Raw genomic sequence first — 19,344 nt, forward strand, 5'->3', positions numbered from 1 at the left:
CGACTGGCTCGCAGAGCCACACTTATACTTGGGCTATACTTCTTTACTGGAGCTATACTTTCTACTCTATTTATACTTGCTGCTATACTTGCCAATGACAGCGACAACACCGTCCCTCTTTTGTCATCCTGAAAGGATCTTGTGGGCAAGCTGCTGCAAGCGTATCCTTCCTGCTTGCAGGTTGCTTCCAGAACAACAGTTCCTAGTTATACTTGCATAGCTTCTTTATACTTTCCTAGCCGCTGCTTCCTTCCACTGGAACCAAGCTATCCTTACTTGCTACCGTTCATCCACGGCTTTACAACCTACTCGCTTCATTTCATACTTTGGCTCGCTCTAGCCCGCGAGGGCTCGTCCTCGGGCATCGCGCGGCCTATTGAAGCTGCTCCTCGCTGGCGTTCCGGGCTGCTGAGCAAGCTCAGCACCGCATCAATAGAAGGCGCTCAACCCAAGGACTGGGATCATTTCGATAGCTGCCGTTCTTGCTTTACACCTCTCCCGAAGGTCGCGACCTGTCCGCCCAACGTCAGAAACTATGAAACTTATACTTCAGCAGTAGCAATTACAGAACTCCCCTCCTTGGACAAGGAGGGGCAGGGGTGGTTGGACCCGGCACTGCAATCCTATCAATCCGCTCATCTCGTAAATCCTGATTCAGACAAGTATACGGTATGGCTCTGCGAGCCAGTCGAGTTGCAAAATCCTCCTAATAAAAGGAAGCGAACCTGAAGACTAGCACCAGAAGAGGTTCAGCCTCCGACGCCCAACTCTCTAACTCCTCAACTCTCTAACCCTCTCCGCTAGCATTTCTATCAAATATTGCTTATTCTTGATGTTTGAACACCACTGTTACCTTCATGAACTTCAGAAAGAACATCACCCTGTTCCTCAGCCTTTTTTTCCTGCTGGGCACCGGCGGCACGTTTGCACAAAGCAACAGCCCTATCTCCATCATCCCGAAGCCGCAGCACCTAACATCACAAAACGGCCAATTTACGCTCAACGCCGACACTAAAATCCACGTGCCGGCTAAAAACGAGGAGCTGAAAAGTATAGCTGACAAGCTGGCCCAAAGTATAAAAACCGCTACCGGCGTGCAGCCGCAGGTCGTACTGAAAGACCCGAAAAAGAAGGCCAAAAACGTCATCCAGCTCAGCCTTACCACTACGCCCGATACCTTAGGGAAAGAAGGCTATACACTGGAGGTAACGCCTGACCAAATCATACTTGCCGCCAACCAGCCCAATGGGCTTTTTATCGGTACCCAAAGTATAAAGCAATTGCTGCCGCCTCAGTCCACCAAGGCGCCGGTAATAATCCCTGCGGTACGTATAGCCGATAAGCCCCGCTACGAGTGGCGCGGCATGCACCTGGACGTGACGCGTCATTTCATGCCGGTGGAGTTTGTGAAGCAGTACATCGATTACCTGGCCATGCACAAGCTCAACACCTTCCACTGGCACCTGACCGACGACCAGGGCTGGCGCATCGAGATCAAAAAGCACCCGAAACTCACCGAGATCGGCGCCTGGCGCGACAGCACGCTGATCGGCCATTACTGGGACTTGCCGCAGACCTACGACGACAAACGACACGGCGGTTTTTATACCCAGGAACAGGTAAAGGAAGTGGTGAAGTATGCGCAGGAGCGTTACATCACGGTAGTGCCGGAGATCGAGATGCCAGGCCATGCACTGGCTGCACTGGCAACCTACCCGGAGCTGGCCTGTACGGCAGGGCCATTTAAAGTAGAAGGCAAGTGGGGGATTTTTAACGATATCTTCTGCGCCGGAAACGAGCAGACCTTTGCTTTTCTGGAGGATGTGCTGGTTGAGGTGATCGCCTTGTTCCCCAGCGAGTACATCCACATCGGCGGCGATGAGGCCCCGAAAACCCGCTGGAAAGAATGCCCCAAATGCCAGAAGCGCATTGCCGAAGAGGGGCTGAAAGACGAGCACGAACTGCAAAGCTATTTTGTCCAGCGCATGGAGAAATTCCTCAACAGCAAGGGTCGTCAGATCATTGGTTGGGATGAGATTCTGGAAGGCGGACTGGCTCCGAACGCGACCGTGATGAGCTGGCGCGGCGAGAAAGGCGGTATTGAGGCAGCCAAGCAGAACCATTACGTGGTGATGACGCCCGGCAACTATGTATACTTCGACCACTACCAGGGCGACCGTGCGCTGGAGCCGGTGACCATTCATGGCGCTAACCCGCTTTCTAGGGTCTACTCCTACAACCCTACGCCGGCAGAGCTCTCCAAAGAAGAGCAAAAGTACATCCTGGGCGCCCAAGCCAACGTCTGGACCGAGTACATCCCCAATACCAAGCATGTGGAGTACATGGCTTTCCCGCGCATCTCGGCCCTGTCGGAAGTGCTCTGGACGCCGCTACACCTGAAAGACTGGGAAGACTTTAAAACGCGTATGCAGCAGCAGTACCAGCGCTACGATGCCATGGGCATCAACTACGCCAAGAGCGCTTTCCAGGTGAAGCAGCAACTGCAGGTAGTTCCGGAGCGCAAAGCCGCCAAGGTGACGTTTACTACCGATGCTGCCGGAACAGACATGTACTATACCCTGGATGGCTCCGAGCCAACAGCCAATTCGCAGAAATATACCGGGCCATTTGAGCTGACAAAAGCTGCTGTGATAAAGGCAGGCTCTTTCAAGGGCGGCCAACTGGTAGGCCAGGCCACGACCAAAGTATTTGACGCCCATAAAGCCTTCAACCGCAAGGTAACGCTGGCCAAGGAGCCGCACCGCAGCTTCTCGCCGGGCACTGCTGCCCTGGTAAACGGCATCCACGGCACCACCGACCACTACGACGGCCACTGGCTGGGCTACCTGAAAGATGACCTGGAAGCTGTGATCGATCTGGAGCAGGTGCATTCTGTCAGCAAGATCAGCAGTTCTTACGTGCAGCACATTGGCTACCGCGTGTTCCTGCCAACGCAGGTAGAGTACGCCGTGTCGGAGGATGGCAAGAACTTTAAAACCGTGAAGGTGATCAGCAACACGGGCAAGGAAGAGGGCATTATGCGCAAAACGGTTGCCGCGGAGTTCCCGGCTACCAAGGCGCGCTACGTAAAAGTAACCGCCCGCAACGTAGGCATAGCCCCTGCCCAGTATCCGGTAGGCGGCCGCGAAACCTGGCTGCTGGTGGATGAGCTGAGCGTAGAGTAAGCATAAACCCAAAGTCCTGATTGCACCTCTCCGGCCCCTTAAAAGGTAAGTTTATACTTATCCTTTTAAGGGGCCGGAGCTATTTTATTACTCCCAGGAGCATCTCAGCACACGACTACATCCCTCTACCCCCTTCAAAAGGCAGGGCCGTTTCATTCCCACTTGCTGCCGCGGGTTTGCAACCCGTGCCTTGTTTATGAGGTCGGATTTGTAATCCGACTGGGCCGGAGGCCCAAAATAGCCGGTCACGAGCGTAGACGCTCGCGCCATAACAAGCGAGTTTACCAGAATGAAACAGCCTTGCCTTCAAAGGAGAACTATACCACCACAGCCCTCCCCTAAGAACAAGGGAGAGAGTACAGTTCAAGCTCCGTCAGCTCTTGCTATCGAATGATTCCCAGCCTTTGGGTTGAGCGCCTTGTAGATTTCCGGTGCCGAAGGCATTGCGACGACAGGAGCAAAGGAAATGTACACAGCGCGATGCCCGAAGGCGAGGCCTCCCGGCCTAGGAGGGAGCCAAAGCTGGAGATGAAAAGATAGGTTTGTAAGACTGGGGATGAACGGAAGCTAGCAAGAATAGCTTAGTTCGAGTGGAAGGAAGCAGCGGGTAGGGAAAAATAAATCGGCAAGTATAAAGTATAGCTTACGCGGACTAGGAAGTCCGCGTAAGCTGTAGCTTTAGTTCCGGACAAGGATGTCCGGAACAGCCCTGTATAAAGTATAAGTATGGCTTTTGAAGCCAGTTGGATTGCAAACCCAACATCATAGTAGGCACGAGTTGCAAACTCGCGCCAGCAGGGTTTCGAGTGGTAGGAGGCTGCGGCACAAGCGGACGCTTGCGCCAGAGGAAGAGGATAGACAGTGGTCAGTAATAGATTTATACTTCCACAGTATCTCTAAATCTCAATTTGAGTTATAGCCAATACAACCCCTTTATACTTTACCAGAACACTGGCCGCTCGGTGGTGCTGTTGGTAATCACCCGGCAATCATCCGGAAAAACGTATGGCCCGATGCGTACGCCCAGCTCCTCCCGCCGGATGACCAGGCTGCTCCTGGTTACCGCCGAAGCTCCGAAAAAGCCCAGCGCCCGCTCGCCGGTGACCGTGTTGGTGATGTTGCCGATGATGGTAGCCGGAGGCGGATCTTGTATACTTCCGCCGTTCTCGATCTGGGCCTTCAGAATGCGCCAGAAATCATAAGCGGCCTCCGAAAGAGAGAGTTGCTTTACCTCGAGGTGGTATTTGGTGCCGAAAGCTTGCTCTGTTACGGGGATTTGGGTTACGACATGCCGGCTCAGGAGGCCGCCGTTCAGCAGCCTGTCTTCCTGCACGTTTACGCTGTTGGTGGGGCCGGTCACCCAGCATACCTCGCAGCAATCCTTGGGCCTTGGCACCCGCACGCCTCTTATTTTTTCAGTATAATCCCAGGGCTGAGTATTCACCTGAAAGGTGCTCTGCCATTGCCACAGGTAGTAGTTCTTTTCTGTTTCCGGGTCTGGGGCATCAAGCAGCACATCCACCACATGGATCGTTACCTCCACATCTTCTTCGTTCAGGACCTGCTGCGGGCGCACCTCAAAGTATAAACTATCGATGGGCGGCACGGGCCGGAGCGTTTCGGGGACAGACGTATAGGTTTCTCCGCTTTTGGTTCGGATGCTCAAGGTATACGTACTGCCCAGCTGCCCCTGCAGGCCCGCCACGCTGGTCTGGTAGCGGCCCGGCGCTGTTTCGGTGAGCGTTTCCTGGTTTCCCTTATCGTCAGAAAGTATAAGGGTGGCTCCCATTTCCACGGCGCTCCAGTTGTCGGCGTAGCTGTCGTAAGGTTTGCTGCGGCTCAGCCGCACAGTGTAGGGGCCCGGCTCGTTGGTGATCAGGCCGTCTACTACCAGCATTTCCGCCTGGTCGTCTATCTCCAGGTCCAGTGGGTCAATGCAGCTGTTCATCAGCAGCAAGGCTATACTTAAAATGAGATGAAATCCACTTTTCATATTGCGTTACCTAAACTTGAAATCATAGGATATAGAGGGCAGCGGCACGCCCACCACCGCCAGTTGGTAGGCTCTGGGCGGAGAGCCGTATACTTGCCGGAAGAAAACCGAGTACGGATTTTTGCGCCCATACACGTTATAGAGCGAGAGGTTCCAGGTTCCTTCCCGGCGTCTGCCCTTTGCTTTGTCCGGCAGCAGCGACAGCGACAGGTCGAGCCGGTGGTAATCGGGGATGCGCTGCTGGTTACGGTCGCCGAAGTGGGGCACAATGAAATCGCCTATTACGTAATGCGAGAGCGGGGCCGTGATGGGGCGGCCAGTGCTGTAGGTAAAGGTTGCTGCCAATAGCCAGCGCTTGCCTGTTTCGTAGCTGCCCACCAGGTTTAAAGTATGAGGCTTGTCGTAGCTGGTCGGGTAATACGCGCCCTTGTTCACGGTTTCTTCTTCCGTTGCGCCCTGTACGGCAATCTCGGAGCGGGCGTAGGTGTAGTTCAGCCAGCCCGTCAGGCGCCCGCTCACTTTGCTTATACTTGCCTCCACGCCATAGGCCCTGCCTTCGCCTGCCAGCAAATCCGCCTCCAGCGTTTGGTTCAGGTATAAATTGGCCCCGTTTTTATAGTCCAGCATGTGCTCAATTCTTTTGTAATACCCTTCTACCGAGGCCTCTATGCTGTTCTTTCTGAAATTGCGAAAGTAGCCCAGGCTCACCTGGTCCCCGATCTGCGGCTTTATGTGGGTGTTGCTGCTTTTCCAGAAGTCGGTGGGTGAGATAGTGGTGGTGTTGGAGATGAGGTGGAGGTACTGCCGGTGGCGGTTATAGCCTAGCTTGACAGCACTGCGCTCATCCAAAGTATAGTTCACCGAGAAACGTGGCTCGGCGCCGTGGTAACTCTCGATTACTTCCCCGCTGCCGTAGCGCAAGGTATCCATAATCGTGCGCTCCTGCTTGGGCACGCCCGGCTGATACCGGTATACTTGCCCGGCCCCGTAGGTAGCGTAAAACGAATAACGCAGGCCATACATGACAGCTAACTTGGGCGAGAGCCGCACCTCATCGTTCCAGTACAGGGCGCTCTCCAGCGCCTGCTCCGGCTGCAGCTGCACCGGCAGCACCTGTGATTCGGCCGAGGTAGGCGTTAGTTTGCCCTGCTCAAACGTATAATCCAGGGCTGCCACCCCGAAGTGGATTATGTGTTTGCCAGTGGCCAGGGCAAAATCCGCCTTTATACTTTTCAGTTCGATACCGTTGCTGTACTCCGAGGCATTTACCCGCTGCTCCGATGTCACTTTAAAAGTATAATCCGTGTACACCCCGCTGAGGCTCATGGAGAGGCCGGGGCTGAAGCGGTACGAATAGGCAGCCGTGGCTGCGTTGGTAGTCCAGTTGTAGAGCGTATCGCCTGAAAAGCCGAACTCATCAAAGCTGCGGTAACCGGAAAGCGATAGCTTGCTGCGCTCGTTAAAACTATGGCTGATCTTAGCGGAGGCATCGTAGAAAGCGGCGTGGCTGTTGCGGAGGTTTGCGTCGGGCATCTTGCGCAAGAGCCAGTCGGAGTAGGAGCTGCGGCCGGCTACCAGAAAAGAGGTTTTATTTTTGATAATGGGTCCCTCCACCGCCAGCCTGGCAGAAATAAGCCCGATGCCGCCGCTAAGTATAAAATCCTCCCGGCTCCCCTCCCGCTGCCTTACATCCAGCACCGAGGAGATGCGCCCGCCATACTGCGCCGGCACGCCGCCGCGGTAGAGCGTCACGTCCTCCACTGCATCGGGGTTAAACACTGAAAAGAAACCGAACAAATGGGAGCTGTTAAACAGCGGCGCGCCATCCAGAAGGATAAGGTTCTGGTCTACGCTCCCGCCGCGCACGTTAAAGCCCGTTGCCGCCTCGCCTACCGAGCTCACGCCCGGCAGCAGCTTTATACTTTTCACCACGTCCACCTCCCCCAGAAAGGCAGGCACCGATTTAATGGTGTTGATGTTAAGGCTCGTGATGCCGCCCTGCACGCTCCGGATGTTGTCATGCGCCGGCTTCTGCCCCACTACCCCCACCTCCGATAGCTGCACCGACGACCGCACCAGCGGCACGTCCAGCGTGGTGTTGCCGTTAAGGCGAACCGTTGCCCTGGTGTAGCCCAAGTATGAAATAAACAGGGCATTGCTTCCGGCAGGCAGGGACAGTTCGAAATAGCCGTTTTCGTCTGTGGTGGCACCCGTGCTACTTCCTTCCACCACTACGGCGGCACCAGCAATGGCCTCCCCTGTCTGGGCGTCGCGCACGGTTCCGCGTACGGTGGTAACGCTGCCGGTTTGCGCCAACGCATACGTATGCCCGCAGAGCATCAGAACAGCCACAAAAAGCCTGAGCGCGAGCAACCGCATAAAGGTTTGCGTTATACTTGGGTTAGCTGAGGGTTCTGCCGGGGTTTATACTGCCAGGGGGCTGCATGAGAGAAAGGCAGACTTGTGCAGCCTGCCTCTTCCCAAGCAAAGCAAATCAACGTTCATTCAAACTCGAATCCGGTTTTTCGGTGGCCGTACACGTGGTAAGTGGTGCCAAAGGGGTCGGGGTTGCCCTCCGCGTCTGTGTCATCGCTGAATGAAACCTTGAAGTAGATGCTGTCCCGCATGAGGTTGTTCACTTCCACGGCATTCAGGAAAACCTGCCCGTCGGTGATGGTGACCTGCGAGTTATAGTACATATTCTCAAGGTTCTCCCCCCCAAAGGTCAGGTTGTCGATGTTAATAGGAGTCTTTACCTTAAAACCCCATATATGGCCCTCATCATCTACCCATACCTCCGTAGGTATATTGGCAGACGTGTTGTAGATCAGCACCTCCGTAGGCTCGATCAATGGCTCAAACTGCCCGGGAGCGGTCTCTAAGTTAAGGGTCACCACCCAATCGCCCGAGATGGGGTAGGTGGCGGTATACTCAATATCTTCATCGTCATCATCATCGCAGGAGGTGAAAGCACCGAGCGAGAGGAACAGGGTCAGCAGTAAAGTATATTTCAATTTCATAACGGTACAGGTTTATAGTTTAACAAACGTGCGGAGGGCGGTACCATAGCCAGGGTTGATCACAATCCAACTGTAGCTCTCACCAGGAATGACCGTGGCATCAACAGCGGCAAATTCACTGCCCTGCACATCCTGTGGAGGTACCCCCAGTTGGTTTACATCATAATGGTAAAACCTGACCGTCGTGGCAGGCCCTGGATCTGCGACCCCGCCGATGTTATCCGTTTCGTACAGCCCCGGCTCAATGCGGGTAACGGTTGACACGCCTAGGGCGCCGGCGGTGCGCTGGTACTGCCCGCTCAGGTCGATGGCGGCGGCCTCTGGCGTGATCACGCCCACGTACCTAATGGTAGAGGCGGAAAAGCCATCCTGGTTAACAGCGGTATAGGTCAGGACGTAAACGCCCGGCACGCTCGTGTCCACCGTTCCCGAGGTTGTGTAATCGATGGCGGTCTCGCCTTCAAAAGCTTCTATTCCAGGATCTGTGAAGGTCTCCCCTACCTGTAACACTTCCCACTGTTCCCCGATCAGCGATACAACCGGGTAGGTGGTAACGAACGAGATATCTGCCGTCTCATCATCTTTCTCGCAGCCAGACAAAAGAAGCGCGGAGGCAGAAAGTATGGCTATCATGAAGAGTTTAGTTAGAATTTTCATCTTTCTTGAGTTATAGGTTCTACATTAATCCTTCACGTCCCACCATACAGGCTCGTTTATCTCGATCAAGCCAGGGTAATTCTGGTTCCGGATCGCTTCCGTGTTAGGGTACACCAGGCGCTTGGGGATCAGGTCCGCGCCCAGCGTGGAGGCAGCCGATGGCTCTATAAAGCTGGGGTAACCGGTTCTTCTATACTCTGTCCACGACTCAAAGCCCTGCACTCCATTAAAAGACACCCATTTCTGCGTGAGGATCTGCTCGACCTGCGCCTCCACGTCCCCTCCTACGGGGTAGGCTACCTCGGGCTGCTGCAGCAGTTGGTCTACCAGTGCCACATCCTCGCCCAGGTAATCAAATGAGGCCCTGATGCCCTGTGCATACAGCTCGCTGGCCTCGCCGCCTGCCCCTCCTGTCCAGCCGCGGGCCACTGCCTCCGCCTGCAGGAAGAAACTTTCGGCCGCCGAGATAAAAGGAACCGCTGTGGCCGGGCTTGCTACGGCAGGCCCCGGCTTGGATACCGTATTGGACTGATCGCCCGTCCTCTCAGGGGTACACTCTACTCCCTGGTCCACCCCCACGAAGTTGCCGGCTGCCGCGCCCGTTTGTGCCGGGGCATAAAACTCGTTAATGCGCGGGTCGTTTGTCTCCTGCAGGTAATTGAGGGAGGTGTTGCTGGCTACCACGTCCACGCCGCCCCTAAACACCACCTGGGTCTGGTAGAAGGGGTTGCGGTTCTGGGTCTGGTCGGCAAACTCCACATCGCCTGTCTCTCCCATCTGGAGAAACTCCGCGCCGCTGGCGTACAAGGCTTGTATGCCGCTCTGGGCAACGTCGGGTCTCACGTAGGCCTGACGCAGGTATATCTTGAGCTTCAGCGTATTGGCAAACCTGCGCCACAGGTCCATGTCTCCCCCATACACCAGGTCCGCATTTCCGACCTCGCTGGCGCTTCCCTCATCTATCAGCATCATGGCCGAGTCGAGTTGGACGACAAGCAGGTCGTATATCTCCTGCTGCGACTGGTACTCCGGATTGGAATTCTCCAGGCCTCCCAGCGCAGTTGTGTAAGGCACATCGCCCCAGGCATCCGTAATAACCTGCATGGTGTACACCTCCATGATCCGCCCGATCGCCGCCGCACTCAGGTCGCCATCCTCCTGGGCCTGTTCGCTCACAAACCGGAAGTCCTGCAGGGCGCCCGCGTACAGCTCGCCCCACACGCGGGCATCGTAATCGGAAGAGGTGATCTGATAGAGCTCCAGGTCGCAGTACTGGTTGGCGGCGCCGGCCTGGGTCCAGTGCTGGGCGAAGAAATTGCCCAGGAACTGAAACTGGTTGCCCAGCACATAGGCCAGCTCGCCCTGTGCCGCCGGCAAGGTTAGCGCCGGCGTGGAAGTAGGCGGGTTGTTGGGGTCCACGTTGATATCGAGGTAGTCATCGCAAGCTGTAGAGCCGAGAGAGAGGGCAAAGAGTACAGCAAGCACTTTTATAGATAGCTTTTTCATGGTTTTCTCGTCTTCGGTTCGTTAGAAAGTAACCCTGAGGTTGGCCCCCCAGGAGCGGGTGCTTGGGTAGCTGCTGAACTCATAGCCCTGCAGGTTGCCGTTGCCAAAGCTGTTCACTTCCGGGTCGATGTAGGTGTTCTCGTCCGGAGTCCACAGCACCAGGTTACGGCCAGAGAGGCCCACTTCTATGTTGCCAAAGAAAGTCTTCTCTGTGATGGTAGTGGGCAGTTGGTAAGAAATGCTTACCTCCCTGAGCTTGGTAAAGGAGGCGTCTATGATGTTGGTGCCCTCAGGCAGGTTGCCCCAATATTCGTACAGGTTGGTGTTAGTAAGCGGTGTGGTGTTCTCGATGTACTCATCGCTGGTACCTACCTGCACCACAGAGTTCGGGATAATGAATGGCTGGCGGTCGTTGAAGAGCGTTTCGGGGGCCGTGCCGGCAAAGCGTTGCGTGCCCCTTGTTCTGGAGTAGATCTTGCCGCCTTGGCGCGTATCGAACACCACCGACATGCGCAGGCCTTTGTACTTGATCGTGTTCACCAGGCCCGCTTGCCAATCCGGCTGAATAGTGCCCTGGTAGGTCTGCTCCGTAGACAGGCGTGGCCGGCCGGTAGAGGCGTTCACCACGATACGGCCCTGCGGGTCGCGCAGGTAGTCCTCTGCCAGGAACGTTCCGTAGGGCCGCCCCTCTGAGATGACGAGTGCCGCCGAGGCCAAACCACCCAGCGAGATCTCGTTATCCCCGGCGACATCCTCCACCGTGTTCTCATTTTTGGTAAAGTTCACGCTGATGTCCCAACTGAAGTCGCCTACCTCAATGGGGATACCTCCCACCAGCAGCTCAATCCCCTCGTTCCGGATGGTGGCCGCGTTGAGAAAGGCGGAGCCGAAGCCCGTGGCAAAGGAGAGCGGCACGTTGATGATCTGGTCAGTGGACTTAGAGTTGTAGTAGGCCGCATCCAGGCGCAGGCGCTCGTTGAAGAAGCGCATGTCGGCTCCCACCTCCCAGGAACTCGTGTTCTCCGGCTCCAGGTTCTCGTTACCGATCACGTTGCTTACCTCAAAGCCAGGCAGGCCGGCAAAGGGGAAGTTCAGATCAGTGCCGGCAAAGCCATCGCTGATGTTACCGGAGACAAACACAGACCGCGTGCTGTAAGGCAGCGCGTCGTTGCCCACGTTGGCGTAGTTCGCCCGGATCTTGGCAAAGTTGATCGGGGTGGTCTCTGCCAGGCCAAAGGCCTCGGCCGCGTCGAATGCCAGGTTCACCGATGGGTAGAAGAAGCTGTTGTCAGCAATAGGCAAAGTAGAGGACCAGTCGTTACGGCCGGTAACCTCGAGCCACAGAAAGTTCCTGTAGCCCACCTTTGCCGACCCGTATATCCCCACCAGCCTTCGCTTATCCCTGAAACTGGTGGTGAGCGGCGTACCGATGATGTTGCTCAGCGACCTGAACTCGTTGTTGGCCAGCGCGTCGGCAATGGCTGTCAGGTCATCATTCTCCCGCTGATTGATGTTGTTGCCTATTAAAAGATCCAGCGTCAGCAGCTCCGACAGGTCCCTGTTGTAGGATAGGATCAGGTCGGAGTTAACCTCCCTGTAATAAATCTGGCGCTCCAGGTACATGCCGTTGTCGTTGTTGGCAGCATTCTGCCCCTCCACATCCCGGATCGCCATAAATTGCTTGCGTCGGTCGGTGTAGAAGTCCGTGCCAATGCGGTAGGTCAGATTCAGCCCTTCCATAATATCATACCCTATGGTGATATTACCGAACAGGCGGTCCACCTCATTTTCATAGGTCTGGTTCCTCAGCGACCAGTAGGGGTTGATCGTGTAAGGGGAGTAGAAACCCGCCTCGTCATTAAAAGGACTTTCCAGGTCTTCCAGCTCCCGGACAGGAATGTCGCGCGGCGTCTGGATGATCTGGTTGAAAACCGAGTTGCCCTGCCCTGTCAGGGCAAAGTCGCCGCCCGACTTGGTATAGGTCAGGGAGGCTGTGGAGTTGAACCTGTTGAGAAGCTTCGTGGTACCCTTGAGGGCAAGCGAGTGGCGGCTGTACTCTGTTGTGGGCACTACACCCTCCTGCTGTGTATTGGAATAAGAGGCGTAGTAGGTAGCGTTATCGGCGGCGCCGGACAGCGACACGGTGTTGGTCCAGTTATAGCCGTATTCGAAGAACTCTTTGATGTTGTCCTCCAGGGCAACGTATGGCTTTACACGCTGCTGGTTATCTATTACCTGGCCCCATGGCAGCAGCTCGCCCGTAAAGATAGGCCCCCAGCTGGTGTTCTCCAGCAGGTCCGGCTCTCCAAAGAAGCCCTGTCCGTAGCGGTTCTGCAGCTCTGGGTAGCGCAGAATATCCTCAAACATATAAGAAGTCAAGAAGGTGATCTCGGCCTTCTTGGTGGCCCCTCGGCCTGACTTGGTCGTGATCATGATCACCCCGTTGGCGGCGCGGGCACCGTAAAGCGCCGCTGCTGCCGGGCCTTTCAGGATGTTGATGGACTCGATGTCGTCGGGGTTTATATCGTTGGCGCGGTTGCCCACGTCCACCCCGGCGTTCAGGTCGTCTCCTGTTCCGGCACTGCCGTTATCGATCGGGATGCCGTCTATCACAAACAACGCCTGGTTACTTTGGGAGATGGATTTAGCACCACGGATAACCACGCGGGTAGAGGCACCCGGCCCGCCGCCCTGGCTCTGTATGTTCACACCGGCTACTTTCCCCTGCAGGGCGTTGGCAACGCTGCGCTCCCGGCCCTGAGTTAGCTGTTCAGAGCCTACCTGCTGCGTGGCATACCCTAAGGTCCTTTCCTCTTCCTCACGACCCAGGGCGGTTACAACCACCTCCTGCAGCTGCTCTGAGTCTAAGCCCATGGCCACGTTTATGGTGGAGGCATTGCCTATCTGCCTTTCCACCTGGGAGTAGCCCAAAAAGCGAAATACCAGCGTAGTTGCATCCGCTGGCACATTGAGCGAATACTCGCCATTGGCGCCGGTTGTAGTACCGACAGTAGTGCCCTGTACAATTACCGCCACACCTGGCAACGCCTGCCCAGACTCCTGGTCCGTTACCTGCCCCGACACCGTTCTGGCTCCTTGCGAATAGCCTGACAGGGGCAGAAGCAACACCAGCATCAGACTAAGTAGTAGAACCTTTTTCATAAGCACGTTTTTAGCTGTTGAACAATCTGTTACAGCTTAATTCTACGTACTACACCTCGGGGAACTCCATCTCAATAATACAATTTTACAATAAAGTAGTACCAATACACCTTAAATGAATGTTAACACACAGAATTCTTTAGGCACGATTAAATAGAAGTACTTAAAGGTTGCATTGACATAATACATCATTTAAGGCGCTGCTTCCGTACACTGGTAAATCATCAAAAATCACTATAACTCAATATCTTATACTTTAAATAGTATTCTATAGCGGTACTACAGCAGGTAGCGAACTCCAAACCTGAAGCTATGAGGCAACACCTTACGCTTATACTTTTTGTGGTATTTATACTTTGGGAAGCTGGGGCACAGGCGCAACAACTGTGCAATTTCGGGGCACGCGCGGCTGGCATGGGCAACGCTTCGGTAACGGTGTCGGATGTGTGGGCAGTGGCCAATAACACGGCGGGTATCGCCAGCATGGCCGTACCGGCCATTGGCGGATACGCGGAGAACAGATTTGGGGAGCGCGCCTTCACCACAGTGGCCCTGCAGGCCGTTCTCCCCACGCAAAAGTATGGCACCTATGGGCTGAGTCTGAGCCGGTTCGGGGATGCGCTCTTTAGCCAGCAGCATGCCGGGTTGGGGGTGGCTCACAAGCTGGGGCAGTTCAGTCTGGGAGCGAAAGCCGATGTGTGGCAGGTAGCCGTGCAGGGGTATGGCAGCCAGAAAACGGTGGCGCTTTCGGCAGGAATGCAGGGCGAGGTGGTGCCCGGGCTATACGTTGGCGCCTTTGCTTATAACCTGAACCAGGCAAGGATGGCCTCTTTCGAGGATGAGCGCCTGCCCACCGTGATGAAAGCCGGTCTCTCCTACCGCCCCACCACCCACCTGCTGTTAGCCGCCGAAACAGAGAAAAGCATAGACCATGACGCTGACTTTAAGGCCGGCGCCGAATACGCGCTGCTGCAGCAGAAGTTTATACTTCGCTCCGGCTTCAGTGCCCTTACCGGCAGCCTCAGTTTCGGCGCGGGTTTCAAAGCGCGGCAACTGCAGGTAGATTACGCCTTCGGTTCCACCACGCCCATCGGCAACAGCCATCACCTTTCGATAGGCTATACTTTTAAGAGGGAGGGGAGATAGCTAGAGAGTTGAGGAGTGAGGGGACTTTATGCTTTATCTGTACAATAGTCCTCTGTCGTGATACGCAATAAGAGCTTATGAGAAAAGGCTTCCTTATACTTTGCTGTGTGCTGCCTTGCCTGCCTCCGCTGCTGGCGCAAGACTACCCGCGCCAGAACATCGACCTGGACCTGCTGGTGCAGGAGCTTTTTGCCGAGCAGGACGATGAGAACATCAGCTACGAAGACCTCTACGAAACGCTTTTCCAGTATTACCAGCGCCCCATCAATTTAAACCGCACCACGCCCGAGGAGTTGGCCTCATTATACTTGCTCTCGCGCCCGCAAATCGTATCATACTTTAACTACCTGCAGGAGAACGGGGAGTTGCTGAGCATTTACGAGCTGCAGGCCATCCCGGGCTTCGACCTGCCCACTATTTACCGCCTGTTGCCCTTCGTGCAGGTGCGTGATGCGGGGCTGCAGGCTGACGCAAGACCGCTGTGGCAGCGCATGGTCGGGGAGGATAATAACGCGCTTATACTTCGCTATGAGCGCACGCTGCAGGAGCGCCGCGGCTATACTTCGGTGGACACCAGCAGCCGCTCCACCACCCGCTACCTGGGCTCGCCGGAGAAATTATACTTGCGCTACCGCATCAGCCACGCCCGCGACTACAGCTTTGGCATCACCGCCGAGAAGGACGCCGGCGAAGCTTTTACCTGGAGCCCCGCCACCCGCCGCTATGGCTTCGACTTTTATACCCTGCACCTGCAGCTCTACAACAAAGGCCGCTTCAAAACCATTGCCTTGGGCGATTACCAGCTGCAGTTCGGGCAGGGGCTGCTGCTGTCTTCAGGCTACAGCGTGGGCAAGGGCGGCGAGACCATTACCACCGTGAGCAGGCCAAACCTGGGTATTCGGCCATACAGTTCCGTGCTGGAGTACGCCTTCATGCGCGGCGGCGCGGTAACCTATTCGTTGGGCAAGGTGGATGTAACAGCCTTCTACTCGAACAAATTGGTAGACGCCAACCTGCAGGCGCAGCCCGACACGCTGGACACGGAACAGCAGTTTTTCACCGGCATCCAGACCACCGGTTTCCACCGCACCCCCACCGAGCTGGCTAACAAAGACGCCGTGCGGGAGCAGGTCTACGGCAGCAGCGCCCAGTACCGGTCCGCAGACAAAACGTTATCTCTAGGCATTACGGCACTGGGTACACAGTATAACTCTGCTATTCGGAAAGCCGGGGCACCTTACCAGCGCTTCGAGTTTGGCGGCACCCACAACTACAACCTGGGCACCAACTACAGCTACACCTGGCAAAATGTATACTTGTTTGGCGAGACAGCCATGAGCAAGAGCGGCGGCCTCGGAAGCATAAATGGGCTGGTGGCTAATTTGTCCAGGCAAGTAGAGATGTCGATGCTGTACCGCTACTACGCCCGCGACTTCCATACGTTTTATGGCAGTGCCTTCGGCGAGGGTACTCGCAACATCAACGAGCAGGGCTTTTACACCGGCATCAAGATAAAGCCGTTTTCCAGGTGGGAAATTACCGCTTACTACGATCGGTTCAGGTTTCCGTGGCTGCGCTACCTGGTGGATGCCCCCTCCCATGGGGAGGAGTATTTGGTGCGGCTATACTTTCGCCCCAACCGCCAGAGCAGCCTTTACGCGCAGATGCGGCACGAAAGCAAGGGCCGCAACCTGAGCGGCAATACCACTGCCATGGACTATGTGGCGCAGGCCGCGCGGCGGAATTACCTGTTATACTTCGAAACCTCGCCCACCCGCACGCTCAACCTGAAAACACGGGTGCAGTTTGGCACCTACGAGCAGGAATCGCCGCAGCAAACGGGCTACTTTGTCTCGCAGGATCTGAATTTTACGTTCGACAGGATCCGCCTCAGCACCCGCTACGCCCTCTTCGACACCGACAGCTATGATACCCGCCAATACGCCTATGAGCGCGACGTGCTTTACGCCTTCTCCATACCTGCCTTCAGCGGCCGCGGCACCAGGTTTTATACCTTGCTGCAGCTGCGCCCGCTCCGCGACCTGGATGTATGGGTAAAGTATGGCCTCACGCATTACCGTGATCAGGAAAGTATAGGCAGCGGTCTGGAGACGATTGAGGGGCCGAGAAGATCGGATGTGAAGGTGCAGGTGCGGTATAAGTTTTAGTTGTTGATTGTTGGTTACTAGTTACGAGCCTTCTGCTCCATGCTAGGCAATTGAGACGCAAGTAGGCGCTTGCGCCAGACGTAAGTATAAACGGAAACAAGTATAACTTGGTGTGATAGTGCTCTTCCCTACTCGTGCAGCTGTCAGGGGGCTTTTAATCTGCTCTCTTAAAAAGCATGTCTCCCCCAGCATCATCGTAAGAGTTCACCAGTCTCAGGCATGTCGAGGCGGTGCTCAGGAACATGATGCTTGTTCCCAGGTGCTCTCCTGTCTTTGCACGTCTAAGTATGATTACTAGCTGCTCATCCACTGTGTTGGTCCCTTCGCCCCAATGCCTTATTTCATATGCCAGCTTCTCAGCGAGGGTATCATTCTCGTAAACACTCAGCGTATCGCGCTCGAATTCATAAACAACAGTCTTGTTCGTTGTCAGTGGATTCTCTGTAACCTTTTCGGCACCTCTGGAACTATAAGTCGTTTCCACCCACTCCCACTTCCCAACAATTGCTGCCTTTGCAGGCGCTTTTGATTTTATAACCTTGTCCATTTCACAACCCTCCCTAGGCTCCTGGTCGAAAGTCTCATCGCGACAGCCGCAGAGCAAGAGGAGCAAACCAACAAAAAGTGACTTGCTGAATTTCATTAGTATAAACTTTTAAAGATGAGACCCTACTACTCTGGAAACAGTTGCATCCTGTAAGTGCAAAAGGTACAAGCGGACGCTTACGCCATGATGAATGTATTAAATTTAAACTACACTTTATACTTCCACAGCCACAGCTTCCTTCTGCTTGAACCAAGCTATCCTTGCTAGCTGCTGTTCATCCACGGCTTTACAACCGACTTGTTTCACCTCTGGCTTTGGAGCTCTCCAGCCCGAGCGGGCTCGTCTTGGGGGTAGGGGCCCTCGATAAGGGCATCGCGCTGTGTTCCCTCCTTGCCTCGCTCTCGCTCGGCATGCCCTTAACGGGCACCGGATCTCACAAGGCGCTCAACCCAAAGGCTGGGATCAGATTCGATAGCCGCTGCTGACGGAGTAGGAACAAAAGTCCCCCTTGGAAGGGGGTAGGGGGATGATAATAGCATACTGAACAATTCCCCTCCTCTGGACTAGCCATAACGCGAGTTTTGAGCTAGCGAGCGTAGCTCTCAGGGGTGGGTTTATACTTGTAGGGGGAATTTATACCTCTCGTAGGAACAGTTCGCAACTAATCCTTGCCGGTAGCTTTTCTGAAAGTATAGGCGACACAAGCGGACGCTGGCGCCATAATAAAGTATAACTGGATTACTTCCCACAGCAACTCTCCGGCTCCTGCAGCGCCTTACAGTCAGCCTTTACTTCTGCTTCAAGCAGCTGGCCGTCATGGCTGAGCTCGAGGTGGCAGCACTCCAGGAACAGCTGCTTCAGCTTCTCGCGCCCCCGCTGTACCCTGGACTTGGCACCGGAATAGGATATCCCCAGGCGCTCGGCAATCTCTTTTTGGCTCACGCCCTCCAGCTCGCTCAGGCGCAGCGCCTCCGCATACTCTACGGGCAGCAGGTTTATCAGCGGCTCCACCAACGCCTCCACTTCCTGCCGGTTTCGCTCCGTTAGGTCCTCCGGTTCGAACAATTCTGCCTCATCTTCCAAGGGTTGTCTTCGGCCATTCTCCCTGAAAAAGTCGTGCACAGTATTACGTGTGACCTGGTAAAGCCAGGCTTTCAGGTGATGCACCTCCTGCAACTGCACGCAGTTCTTGTGTAGTTTCAGGTAGAGCTGCTGTAAAATCTCGTTCGTTTCCTCCTTATCCTTTACACGCTTCTGCACAAAACCTCGCAGCTGCGCCTCGTACGCTAAAAACACAGGAGCCACAGACGCGCAGCTATCCTGCAGCAAATGGGTGGTGGGGTTGATGCAGCAATTCTCCATATTTTATACACCTACGATCTTACTTCTTCTTTCCATCAGGCAAACGTCGCGCCACTGGCCGTGCAGTTGCCCCAGCCGCTCCCGTAAACCTACTATCCTGAACCCGCACTGCTCATGCAGCTTTATACTTGCCTCGTTCTCTTTAAGTATACCTGCCTGCAGGGTCCAGATGCCCGCCAGCTCCGACTCCTGCACCAGCCGCTGCAACAGCAGTCTGCCAATGCCTCTGCCTTTATACTCCGGGTGGATGTACACACTGTCCTCGGCCACGCCGCTGTACACGCACCTGCCCGAAACCGGCGTAAGCGCACCCCAGCCTGCCACAATTCCATCTTCAGCCAGGGCCACCAAGCGACAGCTCTTCATGTACTTGCTGTCCCATTCTTCCCATGCCGGGGCCTTGGTCTCCAGGGTAGCGTTGTTGGTGGCAATTCCTAGTACGTAAATTTCCCTTACCTGCGGGTAGTGCTCCGACAGCATCTCTGTTAGCAGCACAGCATGTTGAGTTGCGGTTTTCATAGATCGATCCTATAGCAGGAGTAAATATAAACCAGCAGCAAGTATGAAAGTATACCTGCTGCTGGTTTTGTTTTCCGTA

Annotated in this window: 12 protein-coding genes; 3 read left to right on the forward strand and 9 right to left on the reverse strand. The window is 55.2% G+C overall.

Features of this window, described 5'->3' with window-relative positions:
* Positions 1–857: 857 nt before the first annotated feature.
* Positions 858–3,185 (forward strand): glycoside hydrolase family 20 protein, encoded by a 2,328-nt coding sequence (locus OH144_RS14100; protein WP_266202891.1) that lies wholly within the window; start codon positions 858–860, stop codon positions 3,183–3,185.
* Positions 3,186–4,125: 940 nt separating this feature from the next.
* On the opposite strand, the gene OH144_RS14105 is transcribed toward OH144_RS14100, so the two are convergent.
* The 6 genes from OH144_RS14105 to OH144_RS14130 all read right to left on the reverse strand — a co-directional run bounded on the left by OH144_RS14105 (position 4,126) and on the right by OH144_RS14130 (position 13,523).
* Positions 4,126–5,178, reverse strand: coding sequence for a DUF4249 domain-containing protein (locus OH144_RS14105; protein ID WP_266202892.1), 1,053 nt, complete (start codon positions 5,176–5,178; stop codon positions 4,126–4,128).
* A 6-nt stretch (positions 5,179–5,184) separates the two neighbouring features.
* Positions 5,185–7,557, reverse strand: a complete 2,373-nt coding sequence (locus tag OH144_RS14110; RefSeq protein WP_266202893.1) for a TonB-dependent receptor — start codon at positions 7,555–7,557, stop codon at positions 5,185–5,187.
* 122 nt (positions 7,558–7,679) lie between these two features.
* Positions 7,680–8,198: a lipid-binding protein gene (locus OH144_RS14115; protein ID WP_266202894.1), complete on the reverse strand. Its 519-nt coding sequence runs from the start codon at positions 8,196–8,198 to the stop codon at positions 7,680–7,682.
* A 12-nt stretch (positions 8,199–8,210) separates the two neighbouring features.
* A complete protein-coding gene (locus OH144_RS14120) occupies positions 8,211–8,855 on the reverse strand; it encodes an immunoglobulin-like domain-containing protein (RefSeq protein WP_266202896.1) in 645 nt (214 codons plus the stop codon).
* Positions 8,856–8,879: 24 nt separating this feature from the next.
* A complete protein-coding gene (locus OH144_RS14125; RefSeq protein WP_266202897.1) occupies positions 8,880–10,361 on the reverse strand; it encodes a SusD/RagB family nutrient-binding outer membrane lipoprotein in 1,482 nt (493 codons plus the stop codon).
* A 21-nt stretch (positions 10,362–10,382) separates the two neighbouring features.
* Positions 10,383–13,523, reverse strand: a complete 3,141-nt coding sequence (locus OH144_RS14130; protein ID WP_266202898.1) for a SusC/RagA family TonB-linked outer membrane protein — start codon at positions 13,521–13,523, stop codon at positions 10,383–10,385.
* 312 nt (positions 13,524–13,835) lie between these two features.
* Between OH144_RS14130 and OH144_RS14135 the strand changes: the two genes are divergently transcribed.
* The gene (locus OH144_RS14135; RefSeq protein WP_266202899.1) at positions 13,836–14,669 is read left to right on the forward strand and encodes a PorV/PorQ family protein; all 834 of its coding nucleotides are present in this window, start codon (positions 13,836–13,838) and stop codon (positions 14,667–14,669) included.
* 77 nt (positions 14,670–14,746) lie between these two features.
* Positions 14,747–16,837 (forward strand): ComEA family DNA-binding protein, encoded by a 2,091-nt coding sequence (locus OH144_RS14140; RefSeq protein ID WP_266202900.1) that lies wholly within the window; start codon positions 14,747–14,749, stop codon positions 16,835–16,837.
* A gap of 154 nt (positions 16,838–16,991) precedes the next feature.
* Here the strand turns inward: OH144_RS14140 and OH144_RS14145 are convergent, their stop codons facing one another.
* From OH144_RS14145 to OH144_RS14155, 3 genes are all read right to left on the reverse strand, one after another.
* Positions 16,992–17,480 (reverse strand): hypothetical protein, encoded by a 489-nt coding sequence (locus OH144_RS14145; RefSeq protein WP_266202901.1) that lies wholly within the window; start codon positions 17,478–17,480, stop codon positions 16,992–16,994.
* Positions 17,481–18,122: 642 nt separating this feature from the next.
* The gene (sigZ, locus tag OH144_RS14150; protein ID WP_266202902.1) at positions 18,123–18,746 is read right to left on the reverse strand and encodes an RNA polymerase sigma factor SigZ; all 624 of its coding nucleotides are present in this window, start codon (positions 18,744–18,746) and stop codon (positions 18,123–18,125) included.
* Between the two features lie 3 nt (positions 18,747–18,749).
* Positions 18,750–19,265: a GNAT family N-acetyltransferase gene (locus OH144_RS14155; RefSeq protein WP_266202903.1), complete on the reverse strand. Its 516-nt coding sequence runs from the start codon at positions 19,263–19,265 to the stop codon at positions 18,750–18,752.
* Between the last annotated feature and the right edge of the window lie 79 nt (positions 19,266–19,344).

It is taken from the genome of Pontibacter kalidii (assembly GCF_026278245.1).
Classification (GTDB): Bacteria; Bacteroidota; Bacteroidia; order Cytophagales; family Hymenobacteraceae; genus Pontibacter; species Pontibacter kalidii.